Origin of the sequence: Phenylobacterium sp. J426, assembly GCF_024699945.1 — a bacterium.
Taxonomy (GTDB): domain Bacteria; phylum Pseudomonadota; class Alphaproteobacteria; order Caulobacterales; family Caulobacteraceae; genus Phenylobacterium.
Genome location: NZ_JAJOMY010000001.1, coordinates 1,337,923 through 1,355,536 on the forward strand (window position 1 = coordinate 1,337,923; position 17,614 = coordinate 1,355,536).

General features: G+C 71.8%; 13 protein-coding genes, 2 pseudogenes and 1 riboswitch. Of the genes and pseudogenes, 11 read left to right on the top strand and 4 right to left on the bottom strand.

The features are described 5' to 3' along the window. Positions 1 to 5: 5 nt before the first annotated feature. Positions 6 to 692 (bottom strand): MarC family protein, encoded by a 687-nt coding sequence (locus tag LRS10_RS07035; protein WP_257836627.1) that lies wholly within the window; start codon positions 690 to 692, stop codon positions 6 to 8. A gap of 63 nt (positions 693 to 755) precedes the next feature. On the opposite strand from LRS10_RS07035, the gene pyrF reads away from it, so the two are divergent. Then, positions 756 to 1,478: an orotidine-5'-phosphate decarboxylase gene (gene pyrF, locus LRS10_RS07040; RefSeq protein ID WP_257836628.1), complete on the top strand. Its 723-nt coding sequence runs from the start codon at positions 756 to 758 to the stop codon at positions 1,476 to 1,478. Here the strand turns inward: pyrF and LRS10_RS07045 are convergent. Next, on the bottom strand, positions 1,475 to 1,684 hold the full coding sequence (locus tag LRS10_RS07045; RefSeq protein ID WP_257836629.1) for a DUF1674 domain-containing protein: 210 nt from the start codon (positions 1,682 to 1,684) through the stop codon (positions 1,475 to 1,477). The genes pyrF and LRS10_RS07045 overlap by 4 nt on opposite strands. A 90-nt stretch (positions 1,685 to 1,774) precedes the next feature. Between LRS10_RS07045 and LRS10_RS07050 the strand changes: the two genes are divergently transcribed. The 6 genes from LRS10_RS07050 (at position 1,775) to purH (ending at position 7,681) form a co-directional block, all read left to right on the top strand. After that, positions 1,775 to 2,173 carry a hypothetical protein gene (locus tag LRS10_RS07050; RefSeq protein ID WP_257836630.1) on the top strand — a complete coding sequence of 133 codons (399 nt, stop codon included), beginning with the start codon at positions 1,775 to 1,777 and terminating at the stop codon, positions 2,171 to 2,173. Positions 2,174 to 2,217: 44 nt separating this feature from the next. Next, entirely contained in the window at positions 2,218 to 3,516 is a 1,299-nt protein-coding gene (locus LRS10_RS07055; protein ID WP_257836631.1) for an RsmB/NOP family class I SAM-dependent RNA methyltransferase, read from the top strand. Positions 3,517 to 3,587: 71 nt separating this feature from the next. Then, the gene (rpe, locus tag LRS10_RS07060; RefSeq protein WP_257836632.1) at positions 3,588 to 4,247 is read left to right on the top strand and encodes a ribulose-phosphate 3-epimerase; all 660 of its coding nucleotides are present in this window, start codon (positions 3,588 to 3,590) and stop codon (positions 4,245 to 4,247) included. Positions 4,248 to 4,254: 7 nt separating this feature from the next. Next, positions 4,255 to 5,400 carry a heparinase II/III family protein gene (locus LRS10_RS07065; RefSeq protein ID WP_257836633.1) on the top strand — a complete coding sequence of 382 codons (1,146 nt, stop codon included), beginning with the start codon at positions 4,255 to 4,257 and terminating at the stop codon, positions 5,398 to 5,400. 46 nt (positions 5,401 to 5,446) lie between these two features. Next, positions 5,447 to 5,974: a heparinase II/III family protein gene (locus LRS10_RS07070; protein WP_374570933.1), complete on the top strand. Its 528-nt coding sequence runs from the start codon at positions 5,447 to 5,449 to the stop codon at positions 5,972 to 5,974. Positions 5,975 to 5,982: 8 nt separating this feature from the next. Beyond that, positions 5,983 to 6,068: riboswitch (ZMP/ZTP riboswitch) on the top strand. 23 nt (positions 6,069 to 6,091) lie between these two features. Next, complete coding sequence (purH, locus tag LRS10_RS07075; RefSeq protein WP_257836635.1) at positions 6,092 to 7,681, top strand: bifunctional phosphoribosylaminoimidazolecarboxamide formyltransferase/IMP cyclohydrolase; 1,590 nt, start codon at positions 6,092 to 6,094, stop codon at positions 7,679 to 7,681. Positions 7,682 to 7,712: 31 nt separating this feature from the next. On the opposite strand, the pseudogene LRS10_RS24995 reads toward purH, so the two are convergent. Together LRS10_RS24995 and LRS10_RS07085 are read right to left on the bottom strand one after the other, a co-directional pair. Continuing rightward, a pseudogene (locus LRS10_RS24995) lies at positions 7,713 to 12,567 on the bottom strand (NAD-glutamate dehydrogenase). 190 nt (positions 12,568 to 12,757) lie between these two features. Further along, positions 12,758 to 13,876, bottom strand: a complete 1,119-nt coding sequence (locus LRS10_RS07085; protein ID WP_257836636.1) for an AI-2E family transporter — start codon at positions 13,874 to 13,876, stop codon at positions 12,758 to 12,760. A gap of 195 nt (positions 13,877 to 14,071) precedes the next feature. On the opposite strand from LRS10_RS07085, the gene LRS10_RS07090 reads away from it, so the two are divergent. The 4 genes and pseudogenes from LRS10_RS07090 to LRS10_RS07100 all read left to right on the top strand — a co-directional run bounded on the left by LRS10_RS07090 (position 14,072) and on the right by LRS10_RS07100 (position 17,605). Beyond that, a complete protein-coding gene (locus LRS10_RS07090) occupies positions 14,072 to 15,526 on the top strand; it encodes a DUF853 domain-containing protein (protein ID WP_257836637.1) in 1,455 nt (484 codons plus the stop codon). Positions 15,527 to 15,606: 80 nt separating this feature from the next. Beyond that, positions 15,607 to 16,092, top strand: a pseudogene (locus LRS10_RS25000) (sialate O-acetylesterase); the annotation flags it as partial. A 190-nt stretch (positions 16,093 to 16,282) separates the two neighbouring features. Next, on the top strand, positions 16,283 to 17,161 hold the full coding sequence (locus tag LRS10_RS07095) for a type I secretion C-terminal target domain-containing protein (protein WP_257836638.1): 879 nt from the start codon (positions 16,283 to 16,285) through the stop codon (positions 17,159 to 17,161). A gap of 90 nt (positions 17,162 to 17,251) precedes the next feature. Next, positions 17,252 to 17,605: a hypothetical protein gene (locus LRS10_RS07100; RefSeq protein WP_257836639.1), complete on the top strand. Its 354-nt coding sequence runs from the start codon at positions 17,252 to 17,254 to the stop codon at positions 17,603 to 17,605. Positions 17,606 to 17,614: the final 9 nt, after the last annotated feature.

A 17,614-nucleotide genomic window follows, 5' to 3' on the forward strand; every position in this document is an offset into this window, starting at 1 on the left:
CGGCGCTATTCCCCGTAGGGGTGGGCGGCTTCCGGCGAGATGAAGCCGTTGGTGGCCTCGGCCAGGCCGGCGAACAGGAACTGCACCGCCAGAGCGCACAGGATCAGGCCCAGGACACGGACCACGATGGTCAGGCCGATCCGGCCCAGGATGCGCGAAATGATCGGCGTGGCCATGAAGGCCAGCACCGTCGCCACCGCCACCGCGGCGATCACGCCCACGCCGGTCGCCGCGCCCGACAGCCCGAACTGGCGGGCCTGGCTCGCATAGATCACGACGGTCGAGATGGCGCCTGGGCCGATCAGCAGCGGCATGGCGAACGGCACGATCATCCGTTCGAACCGACGTCTCGCCACGCTGCGCGGATCGCCCGAAGCCGCTTCGGCCGCATCGGCGAAGGTGGCGGTGAAGTCGTCGCGGGCCATTTCGAGGCCCAGGAGCAGCAGGATGATGCCGCCCGCGATCCGGAACGCGGGCAGTGAGATGCCGAAGAATTCCAGCAGGCTCAGGCCCGTGAAATAGAAGAACGTCAGGAAGCCGACGACGAACAGGCCGATGTAGACCGCGATCAGGGCGCGATCCCGCGACAGCGCGCCGGCCGTGGCGGCGGCGAACAGCGGCACGTTGCCCAGCGGGTCCAGCAGGGCGAACAGGGCGACGAAGAAGTTGACCGCGAACTCGGCCTGGCTCATGACGGCGTCTTAGCCTGAAACCTCGACCGCGGACCACCCCGCGGCTTTTGCCGGAGCCAGCCCATGGTCGCCGCAGCTGCGCATGCGCACGTCTCTCCCGCCGCCGATCCGCGCCTGATCGTGCCGCTGGACCTTCCCACCGTGGACGAGGCCCGGCGGATGGTTGAGGCGCTGGGAGACGCGGTCAGCTTCTACAAGGTCGGGCTGGAGCTGTTCGCCTCGGACGGCATGGGTCTGGCCCGCGAGCTGAAGGCGCAGGGCAAGCAGGTCTTCCTCGACTGGAAGCTGCACGACATCGGGACCACGGTGCAGCGCGCCGCCACGGTGCTGGCCAACGCCGGCTGCGACTTCCTCACCGTCCACGGCGAGCCCCAGGTGATGACGGCCGCCGTCGCCGGTCGCGGCGGCTCGGACCTGAAGGTGCTGGCGGTGACGGTGCTGACCAGCCTCACGGACGCCGACCTCGTCGAGATGGGCTTCTCCGAGAGCGCCCGCAGCCTCGTCGAGCGGCGCATCCGCCAGGCCATCGACGCCGGCTGTGACGGCGTGATCGCCAGCCCGCACGAGGCGGCGCTCGCCCGCAAGCTCGGTGGGCCGGATTTCCTGGTGGTGACGCCGGGCGTGCGCCCCGACTGGTCGGCGAAGAACGATCAGGCCCGGGCGGCGACCCCTTCGGACGCGCTGCGGGCCGGCGCCTCCCATATCGTCTGCGGCCGCCCGATCACCGCCGCCGCCGATCCGCGGGAGGCGGCGCTGCGGGTCGCGGCCGAGATGGCCAGCGCCTAGAAGTCGACCGCCAGTCCCTTCCGCTCCCAGTCTCCGAAGCGCGTAGGCTCCGGACCGGCCGGGCCGCCGTCTTCCGGCGCCGTCGGAGCAAGCTGCCCCTCGGCTTCCTTGCGGCGGGCTTCGGCCTCGGCGAGCGCCCGCTGGGCGGCGGCTGTCAGAACCTTGCCGGGTGCGGCGTTCGCGGGGATGTCGTCCATGCCGGCCATTTAGGCTCGCAGGACCGCGGAATCCATGCTTGCCTCGCTCGCGGAACGCGGGTTTATCGCGCGCCCACTCAAGCTTCGGGGGAAGCCACAATGTCTCGACTGACCACGGCGTTCTTCGCCGCCGCCGTCCTCTACGCGCTCGCCGGCATGGCGCTCGGCAGCTACATGGGCGCGACCCAGGACTTCGCCATGCGGCCTCTGCACGCCCACATCAATCTGCTGGGGTGGGCGGGTCTCGCGCTCATGGGAGCCTTCTACGGCGTCGCCGGGGCGCATGCGCCGCAGAAGCTGGGCTGGATCGTCTTCGCCGTCGCCAATCTCGCCAACCTGCTGATGCTGCCGATGGTCTACCTGATCACCCAGGGCAAGCCGCCGGTCGCGCCCGTGCTGATGGCCGGGGGAAATGCTGGCCTTGCTGTCGATCGTCCTCCTGGGGGTCTGCGTGCTGATGGCCGGCCGCCGGCCTGCCGCGGCCTGACGCCCGGCTGAAGAAGTCCTTGCGCCGGCCGCCCGTTGCAGGCAGGCCGGCGCCCGTGACCTCGACCGACGCCCCGACCGGACCCGAACACGCCGCGGGCCAGCCCGCGCGCGCCGCCGCCCTCGACCTGCTGGACGCCGCCCTGTCGCGCCGCGCCGGGCTCGAGGAGGGCCTGACCCATCCGGCCCTCGCCCGCCTGGAGCCCCGCGACCGCGCGTTCGCCCGGGCGCTGGCCATGGCGACGCTGCGCCACCTCGGCCCCATCGACGCCGCCCTGCAGGCCCGGCTCAAGAAGCCGCCGCCGGACCGCATCGTCCAGGTGCTCCGCCTGGGCGCCGCCCAGCTGCTGGTGCTGAAGACCCCCGCGCACGCCGCCGTCTCGGCGACCGTCGAGCTCGCCGCCCGGCAGAAGGGCGGCCAACCGTTCAAGGGCCTGGTCAACGCTGTGCTGCGCGGCCTGACGCGCGAGCCGCCGACGTTGGACGATCCGGAGCTGCTGGCGCCCCAGTGGCTTGCCGCCCGCTGGCGCTCGGCGTTCGGCGCCGATGCGGCCCGCGAGATGGCGGCCCTCGTCGCGGCTGAGCCGGCCACCGACATCACCCCGCAGGGCGATGTCGACGACCTTGTGGGCGAGCTGGAGGCCCAGGTCCTGCCGGGCGGTACGCTGCGCGCCGGCCTGAAGGGCGAGGTCTCCGCCTGGCCCGGGTTTTCCGACGGCCGCTGGTGGGTCCAGGACGCTTCGGCCGCGATCCCCGCACGCCTGCTCGATGTCAAGGCCGGCGAGACCGCCCTCGACCTCTGCGCCGCCCCTGGCGGCAAGACGCTGCAGCTGGCCGCCGCCGGCGGCCGCGTCACCGCCGTCGACAAGTCCGCCGGCCGCCTCAAGCGGGTGACGGAGAACCTCGCGCGCACCGGTCTGGGCGCCGAGGTGGTCACCGCCGATGCGGCGGAGTGGAACGACCGCCGCCGCTTCGACGCCGTCCTGCTGGACGCGCCGTGCTCGGCCACCGGCACCTACCGCCGCCATCCCGATGTCCTGTGGGTGGCGAGCCCGGCCGACATACCCAAGCTGGCGGCCCTGCAGTCGCGCCTGCTCGACGCCGCCGGCCGCCGGGTGAAGCCGGGCGGTCGCCTCGTCTACTGCGTCTGCTCGCTGGAGCCGGAAGAAGGCGAGGCCCAGGTGGCCGCCTTCCTGAAGCGCTCGCCCGAGTTCACGCTGGATGCGGTCGCCCCCGGCGAAGGCGGCGCCCCCGAGGCCAGCCGCCTCGACAACGGAACGCTTCGCATCCTCCCTCACCACCGTGACGGCGGAACCGACGGCTTCTTCATCGCCCGCCTGCGCCGCAGCGACTGACGTCCGCCATCGCCGCCGCGATGGGGAGGTAGCTCTGGCCTCTTCGGCCGCATCAGATTAAGGCGGGGCGCATGGCGGCGGGCACGATCATCGCACCTTCCATCCTGGCTTCGGACTTCTCGAAGCTGGGCGAGGAGGTTCGCGCGATCGAGGCGGCGGGCTGCGACTGGGTGCACGTCGACGTGATGGACGGCCACTTCGTGCCGAACATCACGATCGGGCCCGACGTGGTGAAGGCCCTGCGCCCGCATTCCAAGCTGCCGTTCGACGTCCACCTGATGATCTCGCCGGTGGACAGCTACCTCGAGGCCTTCCGAGCCGCCGGCGCCGACATCATCAGCGTCCATCCCGAGGCCGGTCCGCACCTGCACCGGACCCTGCGGCGCATCCGCGAGCTCGGCGCCAAGGCGGGGGTGGTCTTCAATCCCTCGACCGATCCGGCGGTGATCCAGTGGATCCTGGAGGACGTCGACCTGGTGCTGGTCATGTCGGTCAACCCCGGCTTCGGCGGCCAGAGCTTCATCTCCTCCCAGCTCCGCAAGGTCGAGGCCCTGCGCCGGATGATCGACGCGGCGGGCGCCGATATCATTCTCGAGGTCGACGGCGGCGTGACGCCCGAGACCGCGCCCCAGTGCCTCTCCGCGGGCGCCACGGCGCTGGTGGCGGGCTCGGCCGTGTTCCGCGGCGGGCCCGAACGCTACGCCGCCAACATCGCAGCACTCCGGGGCTGATCCCCGCATGGACGCCCTGACCCGACTGCCCGGCGCGCTCACGCTCCTGGCCGCCGGTGTCTGGACCGGGCGGCGCCTGGCCGAGGAATGGCAGGCGTCCCCCGTCTATCGCTGGGCCACGCCCAGGCCGGAGGGTCTCGGCGTCCAGCCCCGCGACCTGCGCCCCGCAGACCCGGCCGCCGGCAAGCGCATCCTGGCCGGCGCCTTCGTCCTCGCCGGCGCGACGCTCGCTGTCGGGCCGCGCGCCGATCCCTGGGACCGGCCCAGCCCCGACCGCCGTTTCGCCGTCCAGCTGCATCGCTTCGCCTGGCTGCGCGATCTGTTGGCCACTGGCGGCGAAGGCGTCACCGAGGGGTTGCGCCTGACCCTGGACTGGCTGCGGGTGTTCGGGGCCTGGAACAGCTTCGCCTGGGGACCGGAGACGCTGGAGCGCCGGGTGTTCAACCTCGCCTGTGCGGCGCGGACCCTCTGCGCCGGCGCTTCCGACGCCGAGACGGCCCGCATCGCCGCCAGCCTCGCCCGGCAGGTCCGCACCTTGCTGGATCAGGGCGGCGGGCAAGGTCGCGCCGCCGAACGCGCCTGCGCCGCCGCCGTGGGCGCCGCGGCGCTGTCGGGCCGCGCAGCCGAGAGCCTGCTCGCGACGGCGCTCGCCCGGCTCGAGAGGGCGCTCGACGCCGCGCTGCCGCCGGAAGGCGGACACGCCAGCCGTAGTCCACAGCAGGCGCTGGAGCTGCTGTTCGACCTGCTGACCCTCGACGAGGCCCTGACCCAGATGGGCCGCGCTGCGCCCGAAGCGGTTTCGCGCGCGCTCGACCGACTTGCGGGCGCTGTGCGGTTCTTCACGCTCGCGGATGGACGCCTCGCCGCCTTCCAAGGGGGCGAGGCGCTCGCGGCGCCCTATGTCGCCGCCACCGGCGCGGGCGAGGCGCCCGACGGGCGGGCGGCGCCGTCCGCCTGCAACGGCTACCACCGCCTGGAGGGTCGCGCGCTCCAGCTGATCATCGACACCGCGTCACCGGCGGAGGGCCCATGGAGCGCGGCGGCCTGCGGGCAGCCCCTGGCGTTCGAAGCGGTGGCCGGGGGCCGGAGGCTGATCGTGGGGGGCCGGCTGGTCGCCCGATGGCCCTGGTCCGCAGGCGCTTCGGGTCGCTGACGCCGCCTCCACCACCTCGCTGGGGGACCAGGCCTGCGGCGGACCGCTGCGCGGTTTCTCCGCCCGCGTGCTGGGCCCGCGGCTGGTCGGCGGCTGCGGCTTGGTCGAGACCCAGCGGCGCGAGGCGCCCGGCGCGGTCTGGCTCGAGACCGCCCACGACGGCTGGGCGCGGACGTTCGGCCTGCGCCACGAGCGGCGTCTGTACCTCGACGAGGCCAAGGACGAGGTGCGCGGCGAGGACCGGCTGACCGCGCTGAACGCCGCCAAGGGCCAGGACCGCCGCTTCATCCCCTTCACCGTGCGCTTCCACCTGCATCCCGAGGTCAGCGCGCTGATCGCCCGCGACCGCAAGAGCGTGTTGCTCAAGCCCGAAGGGGATGAGGCCGGCTGGTGGCTGCGCAACGACGCCCTGGACGTGGCGTTGGAGCCTTCCTTCTACTGCCAGGACGGCGAGCTGCGGCGCTCCCAGCAGATCGTCCTGCGCGGCCAGGCCCGCGCCGACGCGGGCGCCCGGGTGCGATGGAAGCTCTCATCAGCGGCGGCCCAGGTTGACCCCGGCAAGGCGCAGGCCTAATCGGCAGCGCATCGACGCGTGACTGGCGAATGAGGTGGGAAACCACCGGGAAGCGCGTCCGACCATAGACTCGCCGCTCGCCTGGGCTCTTCCTTCCATCGAAGCCAGGAGTCCGCCGTGCCCGCCGCCCCCGATTTCCCGCCCGCGCCCGACCGCGTCCCCGTCCGCCGCGCCCTGCTGTCCGTGTCGGACAAGGCCGGCCTTGTCGACTTCGCCAAGGCGCTCTCCGCCAAGGGCGTGGAGCTGGTCTCCACCGGCGGCACCCGCAAGGCCATCTCCGACGCGGGCCTCCCGGTGAAGGACATCTCCGAGCTGACCGGCTTTCCCGAGATGATGGATGGCCGGGTCAAGACCTTGCACCCTGTCGTCCACGGCGGCCTGCTGGGCGTGCGCGACGCCGCCGACCACAAGGCGGCGATGGACGAGCACGGCATCGGCGCCATCGATCTCGTCTATGTGAATCTCTACCCCTTCGAGGCGACGGTCGCGGCCGGGGCGGACTACGAGACGGCGGTCGAGAACATCGACATCGGCGGTCCGGCGATGATCCGCTCGGCGGCCAAGAACCACGGCTACGTGGCGGTCTGCACCCAGCCCTCCGACATGGAGGAGGTGATCGCCGAGGTCTCGGCCGACGGGACCACCTCGCTCGACCTGCGCAAGCGCCTGGCCGCACGCGCCTACGCCCGGACGGCGGCCTATGATGCGGCCATCTCGGCCTGGTTCGCCGCCGAGCTTGGCGACGCCGCGCCCGCCCGGAAGTCGATCTCCGGCGAACTCGTCCAGACCATGCGCTATGGCGAGAACCCGCACCAGGCGGCGGCCTTCTACCGCTTCCCGAACCCGCGGACGGGTGTCGCGACGGCCCGGCAGCTGCAGGGCAAGGAGCTCAGCTACAACAACATCAACGACACCGACGCGGCGTTCGAGCTGATCGCCGAGTTCGCTGACGCCGGGCCCGCCTGCGCCATCATCAAGCACGCCAATCCCTGCGGCGTGGCGACCGGCAGGAGCTTGGCGGAGGCCTACGAACGGGCCTTGGCCTGCGACCCCACCTCGGCCTTCGGCGGCATCGTCGCCCTGAACAGCCGCCTCGACGCCGCCACCGCCGCCAAGGTTCTGGAGATCTTCACGGAGGTGGTGATCGCGCCCGGCGCCGACGACGACGCGGTCGAGCTGTTCCGCAAGAAGAAGAACGTCCGCCTGCTGGTCACCGACGGCCTGCCCGACCCGGCCGCGGCTGGTGAGACGTTCAAGTCGGTGTCCGGGGGCTTCCTGCTTCAGGACCGCGACACCGCCCGCCTGACGCCCGCCGACCTGAAGGTGGTGACGAAGCGCAGCCCTACCGAGGCCGAGATCCGCGACATGCTCTTCGCCTTCACGGTCGCCAAGCACGTGAAGTCGAACGCCATCGTCTACGCCCGCGAAGGCCAGACGCTGGGCGTCGGCGCCGGCCAGATGAACCGCAAGGATTCAGCTCGCATCGCCGCCCTTCGCGCCGCCGACTTCGGTCTCGACCTGACCGGCTCGGCCTGCGCGTCCGAGGCCTTCTTCCCGTTCCCCGACGGTCTCATCCAGGCGGCCGATGCGGGCTGCACGGCGGTGATCCAGCCGGGCGGGTCGATCGGCGACGACAAGGTGATCGCCGCCGCCGATGACCGCGGCCTCGCCATGGTGTTCACCGGCGTCCGCGTGTTCCGCCACTAGGCAGCGGGGCGGGGCGTCCTGCTCCGCCCTCCTACCCCCGCCGCTTGCGGCCGCTCGCCGCCTCGGCCGCCAGCTCGCGCAGGGCGGCGTTGGCGATCGTCAGCTTGGCGAAGCTCCACGCCCCGCCAGCCGCCTCGATCTCGTCGATCGTCCGCGTCGCCGCCTGCACCTGCTCGCTCCGCAGGGCCGCCCAGGAGGCGACGGCGTCACGGGCGTGCCGCTCGTCCGCCCCGGCCTGCGCCGAGCCGGCGAACGTCATGACCGCCCGCGTCAGCTGCGCCTGCTCGGCGAGCAGGTCCTCGATCAGCCGGCGCAGCGCCGTCCGCTCGAACAGGTCGCCGGCCCGGAACTCGCCCGCCGCCGCCCGGAGGCGATCGAAGGCCATCACCTCGCCGGCAGCGTAGTAGAGGCGCGCCACGCTCGGCAGCGGCCAGCTGGACGCCTCGGCCAGGTCCACGAGGTCGGCGGCGGTGGTGAGCGGCGACAGCGCCGCCACCGTCCGGGCGATCTCCTCGGGCGCCCCGGCCTCGACGAGCTGAGCGGCCCTTCCGTCCACCGCCGCGCGCTCCACCGCCGGCAGGATGTCGGGCGTCAGCCGGTCCAGGCTCTTGAAGCCGGGTCCGTAGCGCTCGACCAGTTCGGCCACGGAGAGGTCCTCCCGCGTCGCCCGCCGGGCCAGCCAGAACGTCGCGCCGCGCAGCGAGGCGATCATCCGCCGGAAGAGGGCGAGCTGCGCCTGCGCGGGGATCTTCAGGTCCAGCGCCTGGACGGCGTCCCAGCGGGCCTCGAAGTCCAGCACCACCTTGGCGGCCTCGTAGCCGGCCATCAGGGCGGCGACGTCGCAGCCGGCCGCCGACATCATGCGGAACGGGAAGCTCGGCCCGCAGCGGTTGACCATGTCGTTGGCGACGACGGTGGCGATGATGTCCCGGCGCAGCCGATGGCGGCGGATCGGGTCCTTCCACTTGCGCAACGGCTTCGGGAAATAGCCCTCGAGCTGGGTCTCGAACCAGGGATCGTCGGGCGCCCGGCTGGCGACGATCTCCCGCTTCAGCTCCAGCTTGCCATAGGCCAGCAGAACCGCGAGCTCGGGCCGGGTCAGCCCGCGCCCCGCCTGCAGCCGCTCGGCGACGGCCAGGTTGTCCGGCAGACCCTCGACGGCGCGGTCGAGCCGGCCGCGGCTCTCCAGTTCGTTCATGAACCGGGCGTGCGGCTCGAGCTCGCCCACCGTGTCCATCTCGAGCAGGCTGAGCGCCAGGGTCTGGTCGTAGTTGTGCGCCAGCACGTGGGCCGCCACGTCGTCGATCATCGACTTCAGGAGCGTGTCACGACGCTTCCGCGTGAGGTCGCCGGTCCGCTCCAGCATCCCCGTGGTGATCTTGATGTTCACCTCGTGGTCCGAGCTGTCGACCCCCGCCGAGTTGTCGATGGCGTCGGTGTTCACCCGGCCGCCGTTCTGCGCGAACTCGATGCGCCCTGCCTGGGTCAGGCCAAGGTTGGCCCCTTCGCCCACCACCTTCACCCGCAGGTCGGCGCCGTTGACGCGGAGGGCGTCGTTGGCCTTGTCGCCGACCTCGGCGTTCGCTTCGGACCGGGCCTTCACATAGGTGCCGATGCCGCCCAGGTAGAGCAGCTCGGCCGGCGCCTTCAGGATCGCGTTGATCAGCTCGGCCGGGGAAAGCGTCTCGGCGGCGACGCCCAGCATGTCCCGCACCTCGGCGCTCAGCGGGATCTCCTTCAGGCTGCGGGCGAAGACGCCGCCGCCCTTGCTGATCTTCGTCCTGTCGTAGTCGTCCCACGACGAGCGCGGCAGGGCGAACATCCGCTCCCGCTCGGCGTAGCTGGTCGCCGGATCGGGGTCCGGATCGAGGAAGATGTGCCGGTGGTCGAAGGCGGCCTGCAGGCGGATCTGACGGCTGAGCAGCATGCCGTTGCCGAACACGTCGCCCGACATGTCGCCGCAGCCCACCACCGTGAACGGTTCGGACTGGATGTCCTTGCCGAGCTCGCGGAAGTGCCGCTTCACCGCCTCCCAGGCGCCCCGGGCCGTGATGCCCATGACCTTGTGGTCGTAGCCCGCGGACCCGCCGGAGGCGAAGGCGTCCCCCAGCCAGAAGCCGTAGCTCTCGGCCACGCCGTTGGCGATGTCCGAGAAGGTCGCCGTGCCCTTGTCGGCCGCGACCACCAGATAGGGATCGTCCCCGTCGTGCGGGACCACACCCGCCGGGTGCTGCACCTTGCCCTCGGGCGTCAGGTTGTCGGTGACGTCCAGCAGGCCCGACAGGAAGATCTTGTAGGCGCGGATGGCCTCGGCGCGGACCACGTCCGGCGTTCCGCCCAGCGGCAGCTGTTTGGGATAGAAGCCGCCCTTGGAGCCGACGGGCACGATGACCGCGTTCTTCACCTGCTGCGCCTTCACCAGGCCCAGCACCTCGGTGCGGAAGTCGTCGCGGCGATCCGACCAGCGCAGGCCGCCGCGCGCCACCGGGCCGAAGCGCAGGTGCACGCCCTCGACCACGGTCGACCAGACGAAGATCTCCCGGTACGGCTTCGGCGCCGGCAGGTCCGCCAGCTCGCCGCTCGCCACCTTGAACGCGATGTACGGCTTCGGCTGCCCGTCGGCGCCGGGCTGGTAGAAGTTGGTCCGCTGGATCGCCTGCACCAGCAGCGCGAGGCGGCGCAGCACACGGTCGTCGTCCAGGCTCTGGACGTCCTGCAGCGCCTCGACGATCTCGGCCATCACCGCATCGCCCTGCGCCTTGCGCTCGGCCACGCTGGCGTTGATCGCCGGATCGAAGCGGATGCGGAACAGGTCGAGGATCAGCCGCGCCACGCCCGGGTGGTTCGACAGCGCCTGCTCCTGCACCCGCTGGCTGGGATCCAGGCCCGACTGCTGGCGATAGCGGGCCAGCGCCCGGATCAGGGCCGCGTCGCGCCACGGCAGAGACAGCTCCAGCACCAGGCGGTTGAAGCCGTCGTTCTCGGTGCGGCCGGTCCAAACGGCGACCACGGCGGCCTCGAAGGCTTCCTTCACCTCCGCGAACACCAGGGGCGCCGCCGCGCGGATCCTCCATCTCGAAGTCGTGCACCCAGATCGGCGCGCGGCCTTCGCGGAGGATCGGGAAGCCGGCCTCGGCGATCGCCTTCAGGCCCATGCTCTCCAGGATGGGCAGCACGTCGGCCAGGTGCGCGGGCTCCCCGCAGCGGTAAAGCTTGAAGCGGAATTGCAGTGTCGAGTCCGCCGTGGTGCGGTAGGCGCGCACGCGGATCGGCTGGCCTTCCTCGAGGCCCTCGATCGCGGCCACGTCCAGCAGCGCCTCGGTCGCGTCGAAGCGGTCGCGATACCCGGCCGGGAAGGCCTCGCGATAGGCCGCGACGGTCTCGGCGACCTCCTCCGGGCTGCGGCCGCTGGCGCGGATCGCCGCCTCGAAACGGTCTTCCCAGGTGCGCGCGCCCTCGGCGATCCGCGCCTCGACCTGCCGCAGGTCGGGCCAGGTGTGGGCGCCGGGCGGGAAGCCCACGATGTAGTGCACGCGCGCCAGCGGCGTCTCCGAGAAGCTCGGATAGAAGGCCGAGATGCGCCCGCCGTAGGCCTCGGCGAGGATTTCGCCGGCCCGCTTGCGGATGTCCGAGTTGTACCGGTCCCGCGGCACGTACAGCAGCACCGAGGCGAAACGGTCGAACGGGTCGCGCCGCTCGAACACCCGCACCCGCGGGCGGTCGTAGAGGTGCAGGATGCCCTGGGCCAGCTCCAGCAGCTGGTCCTCGCTGGACTGGAAGAGCTCGTCGCGCGGATGGTTCTCGACGATGTTCTTCAGCCGCTTGGCGTTGTGGCTGCCCTTGGCGGCGCCGGCGCGTTCCAGCACGCGGGCCACCTTCTCGCGGATCAGCGGCACGGCCGAGGCCGGCTGGTCGTAGGCCTCGGCGGTGAACAGGCCGACGAAACGGACCTCGCCCACCGGGCGGCCGTCTGCGCCGTAGCGCTTCACCCCAACGTAATCCATGTAGCCGCGCCGGTGGACGAGGCTCTTCACGTTCGACTTGGCCACCGTCACCGGCGGGTCGACGGCGAGGCGGTCCTTCACCTGACCCATCAGGATCGCCGGTTCGTTGGCGCGGCGCAGCACGGTGCGCGCCGGGTCGCGCAGGACGCCCAGGCCATCCTTGGCCTGGTACAGCGGCTCCTCGGGGGCATAGTCGCCCGACTTCAGGCGCGGGTACTCGTAGACGCGGGCGCCCAGGAACACGAAGTGCTCGGCGTGCATCCAGGCCAGGAACGCCAGCTCCGCCTCGCTCGCACGTCCCGACGCCTCGAGCTCGGCCAGGGTCTTGCCCATCAGCTCGAGCATGTGCGGGAAGTCGTCGACGGCCGCGCGGACGTCCTTCAGCGTGGCCTCCACGCCCTTCAGCAGCATCTGCTCGCGATCCGCGCCGATCGGCTCCAGGATCACCTGGATCATGGACTCCCGCCGCGGTGTGCCCGTGTCGCCGCGCACGCCCGAGCGGTCGCGCTGGACGCTGACGATGGGATGGAACAGGGCGCGCACCGACAGGCCCTGGTCGGCGATCTCGCCCATGACGCTGTCCACGAGGAACGGCGCGTCGTCCTGCACGATCTCGAGCCGGTCGAGGCCGCCCGCCCGTTCGCCTTCGACCGGCGCGATGCGCATCTGGGGCCCGCGCCCGCGGCGCCGTTCGGCGAAGCGCCAGAAGCCGGCCAGGTTGCGGGCCAGTTCCGGTGCGGTGAGTTCCGGCAGCTCGTCGGCGGCGGCGTCGGCCGCGGCCTCCTGGGCGAAGGTCTTGGCCGGGCCTTTGGCGGGATCGTCGGCCAGCTCCGCGGCCAGCGCGCGAACCAGCGCGGTTCCGATCTTGGACTTGACGCTCATCGGGCGGCTCCCGCGAGAACGCCGCCGGAGGAGAGAGTCCGGCGGCGTGTGGTTCCGCCGTGGGGGGGCGACGGAACGCGGGGTGCTCGCTGCGCCCGCGGGGTTGGGGGGCGGACGCACCAGCCGGACGGAAACGCGGTCCGGCCAGCCTCAGATAGGAAGCGCAAGGTCAAGATTTAAGGCCCTGGTCTCAAGAACGTTTGGACCGACGGCCAGCGCGCTCCTTCGAGGCGCCGGCGTCGGGGGTTTCGTGCGGATGCTTGTTGCGGAGCTGGTCGGGATCGCCGTCGTCGGACAGCAGGACGGCGATCCAGCGCGTGCCGTCGAACTGCGCCAGGATGACCATCATCATGACCGTCAGCGGCGTGGAGAGAAACGCCCCCGTCAGGCCCCACACCACGCTCCAGAAGGCGAGGGCCAGCAGCAGGACGATCGGATCGATGTTGAGGCTGCGGCTCTGCATCCGCGGCTGGACGACGTTACCCACGAACATGGTGATGGCCTGCAGCACGGCCACGAGGACGATGGCCTGCCACAGGGTGGGGAACTGGACGAGCGCGAAGATCGGCGGGAGAGCCACGCCGACGATGCTGCCCACGATCGGGATGTAGGAGGCGATGAAGATGAGGATCGCCCAGAACAGCGCATTGTCGAGGCCGACGGCGGCCATGGCCGCCCAGGACGCGCCGGCGATCATCAGGCCGGTGACCGTCTGGACCCAGAGATACTGCTCGACGCCGTTGCGGATGCGCAGGAACGCCGCCACCGCCTCCTGCCGCTCGTCGCGGTTGGGGAACAGGTTGACGGCCTTGCGCTCCCAGCCGTGCCGGGACGCGATGATGAAGCCCAGGTAGATCAGCACGAAGACCGCGGTCGAGAGGAAGCCCTGCAGGCTACGGGCGACCTGCCCCAGGTAGCTGGCCGGGTTCAGCCGCTGGACCAGGTCGGTGACGGTCGGAGGCACGTCGATGCCCATCAGATCGGCAAGGCGCGCGATCACGCCGTTCAGGCGCGGCGCATAGGTCACCAGCTGCGTGGCGAAGTTCGTGGCGTTGTCGGCGACGAAGTAGGCCGCACCGCCGAAGATCAGAACGGAGAGGATGACCGCCAGTGGCGTGGCGGCGCGCCGGCTGACCCCGGGCAGCCGCGCCTGCAGCACGCGCGCGAAGCCGTCGATCATCACCGCCAGGAACAGCGCGAGCGCCAGCGGGGTCAGGATGTCGGCTAGCCAGTAGAGCGTCGCGCCGGCCGCGATGGCCGCCAGGATCACCAGGGCGTTTCGCGAAACCGTGTCGGCGGGTGCTGGCATGGGGTCGGACTGTCCGTGGCGCGGGGGCCGCCGTCAATTCGGGCGTGCTGTACCCGGCTTTGCGCCGAAGGGGGAGTGATTTTGCCCTTAACGGCGGAAGTTTCTGCAACGTTCGTTCGGCTTGACGCAAGGCTGGCGGGGCGCGCGCCCCGGGGCTAGCCTCGCCCGCGTGTTGTTTCCTGCTGGAGTTCGCCCATGGCCGACGGCGTCCTGATCGGGTTCTCGGATCATCCCGAGGCGCTGCGCCTCGATCGCGCAAACCGGCACGGCCTGGTTGCCGGCGCCACCGGCACCGGCAAGACCGTCACCCTGCAGATCCTGGCGCAGGGCCTGTCGGACGCGGGCGTGCCCGTCTTCGCCGCCGACGTGAAGGGCGACCTCTCAGGCATCGCCGCCGCCGGCCAGCCGAACGAGAAGATGCTGGCCCGCGCGCAGGCCATGCACCTCGACCTGCAGCCGCAGGCCGCGCCGGTGGTGTTCTGGGACCTTTTCGGCCAGGCGGGTCACCCCGTCCGCACCACCGTGTCGGAGATGGGCCCGCTGCTGCTGGCCCGCATGCTGGAGCTGAACGACGTGCAGGAGGGCGTGCTCACCGTCGTTTTCCGCGCCGCCGACGAGCAGGGCCTGCTCCTGCTGGATCTCAAGGACCTGCAGGCGGCGCTCAACCACGCCGCCGAGAACGCCAAGGCGCTCTCGGCCCGCTACGGCAACATCTCGCCCGCTACGGTCGCCACCATCCAGCGCAAGCTCCTGATGCTCGAGGACCAGGGCGGCGCCAACCTGTTCGGGGAGCCGGCGCTGCAGCTTTCGGACCTGATGCGCACCGACGGCTCGGGCCGCGGCTACGTCAATATCCTGTCCGGCGAACGCCTGATCTCGAACCCCAGGCTCTACGCCACCTTCCTGCTGTGGCTGTTGTCCGAGCTGTTCGAGGAACTGCCGGAGGTGGGCGACCCCGAGAAGCCGCGCCTGGCCTTCTTTTTCGACGAAGCCCACCTCCTCTTTCGCGACGCCCCGCCGGCCCTGCTGGAGAAGGTGGAGCAGGTCGTCCGGCTGATCCGCTCGAAAGGCGTAGGCGTCTATTTCGTCACCCAGAACCCCGCCGACATCCCCGACGCCGTGCTGGGCCAGCTCGGGAACCGCATCCAGCATGCCCTGCGGGCCTATACGCCCGTCGAGCAGCGGGGGCTGAAGGCCGCCGCCGGCAGCTTCCGGCCCAATCCGGCGTTCGACACGGCCCAGACGATCCAGGCGCTGGGCGTCGGCGAGGCTCTCGTGTCGGTGCTGGACGAGAAGGGCGCGCCGACGGTGGTGCAGAAGACCCTGGTCCGCCCGCCCGCGTCCCGGCTGGGCCCGCTCACCCCGCAGGAGCGTGCTCTGGTGATGGCGCAGAGCCCGGTGCGCGGCCTCTACGACGAGGCGCGCGACCGCGACAGCGCCTACGAGATGCTCCAGCGCAAGACGGCCGAGACTGCTGCGGCGCCGCCCGAGCCGAAGCCGGAGAAAGCCAGGCCGCCGGCGAAGGAAAAGCCCTCGGAGATCGAGACCATGGGCAAGGCCTTCGCCACCTCGATGCTGCGCACCATCGGCAACCAGATCGGCCGCGAGATCATGCGGGGTGTTCTCGGCGGCGTGCGACGGCGCAGATAACGTCGATCCAAGCGGAACTTTGAAGCCTCCTCCCGAGTCTCGCGTCCGACACCCTCGGAGCACTTGGGGAGCTGACAACCTTGGCCTTTGTCGTCTTCGCCGGCCAGTCGAACACCGGCGGCGCGTTCATGACTGCGTCCACGCTTCCCGCGGCGTGGCGTCCGGATCCGCTGACCCTGATCTGGAACGACGCCGCCCGGACCTGGGAGCCGATGAACCCCGGCGTGAACACCGGCTTCGGCCAGATGGCCGAGGCCTGGGGTCCCGAGGTGGCCTTCGCCATGCAGTTCCGCGCCGAGCACCCGGACGAGGTGCTGCGGATCGTGAAGTCGGCGTGGGGCGGCTCGCAACTCGCCCAGGACCACGGCCAGTGGAAGTACGACTGGTCGCCGGCGAGCCGGGACGAGATCTTCGACGGCACGACCCAGATGATCCTCCGCGCCGCCAACGCCGCGCAGGGGCAGCGCCCGGAGGCGGTGTTCTGGGGCCAGGGTGAGACGGACGCCGAAAACCAGGCCACCGCCGCGGCGTACGGCGGCAACCTGTCGGCCCTGTTCCAGGCGATCCGCGCCGAGTGGATGCAGGATCCGGACGGCCGCATCGGCTTCTACCGCATCAACTCCAGCGCGCCGAACGGCCCAGGTCCGCTACGCCCAGTCCGAACTGGACCAGGCCGACGGCGCCGCGGACAGCGTCGACGCCCGCGCCTATCCGCTGCTCGGCGACGGGCTGCACTTCTCCGCCGAGGGCTACCGGATGTCGGGCGAGGACTACTTCCGCCTGTTCCAGACCTGGCGCGAGGGCGGCGGCGCCGGCTCGGGCGACGGCGGGCGGGTGATCCACTCCAGCGGCCCGGGCGACGCGCTGATCGGCGGCTCGGGCGCCGACACCCTCCACGCCAGCCAGGGCCCCGACGTGCTGACCGGCGGCGCGGGGCCGGACGTCTTCGCCTGGACCGTCCAGCCCTGGTCGCCGGCGCGCGTCACCGACTTCGTCGTCGGCGAGGACCGGCTCGACCTCTCGGCCCTGCTGGACGCGGCCGGCTACACGGGCTCGGATCCTGTCGCCGACGGGTACGTCCTTCTGTTCGACGACGGCCAGGGCGGGACCAAGGTTCTCGTCGACGCCGACGGACCCGGCGGGGCCTGGGCCAGCTATGTGGTCCAGCTCGAAAAGGCCCAGGGGCTCACTTGGGCGTCACTGCAGGGCGGAGGCGCGCCGCCGCCGACCGCCCCGCCGCCCGCGCCGGCCGCCGACGGCGTGCGCCTGGAATCGCGGGGGCCCGGTGACGTGCTGGAAGGCGGGGCCGGCGCAGACACCCTGGTGGCCAGCCGCGGTTCCGATCAACTCTCGGGCGGCGCCGGGGCGGACAGGTTCGTCTGGACGGCCGAGCCCTGGTCGCCGGCCGAGGTGCGCGACTTCGCGCCGGGTGAGGACCGCTTGGACCTCTCCGGCCTCGGCCTCGGCGGGGACGCTCTCGCGGCCGGTCGGGTCCTGCTGCTCTCCGACGGCGCGGGCGGGACCAAGGTGCTGGTCGACGGCGACGGACCCGGCGGCGCCTGGGGCAACTACGTCATCCACCTGCAGGGCATCGCGCCGGGGCAGATCGGCGCCGCCGACTGGATCTTCAACTAGGCCGTCTTGCCACCGCTTGCGGTGGTGCTAGCGTTCGTCCCAAGCGCCGCGTCCGCCAAGCCGCGAAGACGGCGCATCGGGAGGTTCTTCATGCGCCTAGCGACCGTGGCCGCGCTCGCGGCTGTCTGCCTTGGATCCACCGCCGCAGCCCAGGCTCAGGCCCAGACGCCGGCCTCGCCGCCGGCCGTCCAGAACGTCGACGTACCCGCCTTCTGTAACGCCAACGGGCTCGCCGACGAGAAGCACCAGGCGGCCGGTTACGCCGTTCCCGCGGACAAGGGCGGCGGCACGCTGGAGTACGTCGACAAGTCCCGCGCCGAGTGCCAGCAGGTGGTCGGCAGGAAGCCCACCGGCCAGTACCGGCGACCGACCGTCTGCCCGCTGGGCGCCGGCCGCATCCAGCCCGATGGCGCCTGGATCTGCCGCTCCCAGAAGACGGGCTGAACGCGCGCC

Coding starts and splice junctions, on each gene's coding strand:
- LRS10_RS07035 (WP_257836627.1), bottom strand. CDS start 692: ATGAGCCAGGCCGAGTTCGCGGTCAACTTCTTCGTCGCCCTGTTCGCC.
- pyrF (WP_257836628.1), top strand. CDS start 756: ATGGTCGCCGCAGCTGCGCATGCGCACGTCTCTCCCGCCGCCGATCCG.
- LRS10_RS07045 (WP_257836629.1), bottom strand. CDS start 1,684: ATGGCCGGCATGGACGACATCCCCGCGAACGCCGCACCCGGCAAGGTT.
- LRS10_RS07050 (WP_257836630.1), top strand. CDS start 1,775: ATGTCTCGACTGACCACGGCGTTCTTCGCCGCCGCCGTCCTCTACGCG.
- rpe (WP_257836632.1), top strand. CDS start 3,588: ATGGCGGCGGGCACGATCATCGCACCTTCCATCCTGGCTTCGGACTTC.
- LRS10_RS07065 (WP_257836633.1), top strand. CDS start 4,255: ATGGACGCCCTGACCCGACTGCCCGGCGCGCTCACGCTCCTGGCCGCC.
- LRS10_RS07085 (WP_257836636.1), bottom strand. CDS start 13,876: ATGCCAGCACCCGCCGACACGGTTTCGCGAAACGCCCTGGTGATCCTG.
- LRS10_RS07090 (WP_257836637.1), top strand. CDS start 14,072: ATGGCCGACGGCGTCCTGATCGGGTTCTCGGATCATCCCGAGGCGCTG.
- LRS10_RS07095 (WP_257836638.1), top strand. CDS start 16,283: ATGTCGGGCGAGGACTACTTCCGCCTGTTCCAGACCTGGCGCGAGGGC.
- LRS10_RS07100 (WP_257836639.1), top strand. CDS start 17,252: ATGCGCCTAGCGACCGTGGCCGCGCTCGCGGCTGTCTGCCTTGGATCC.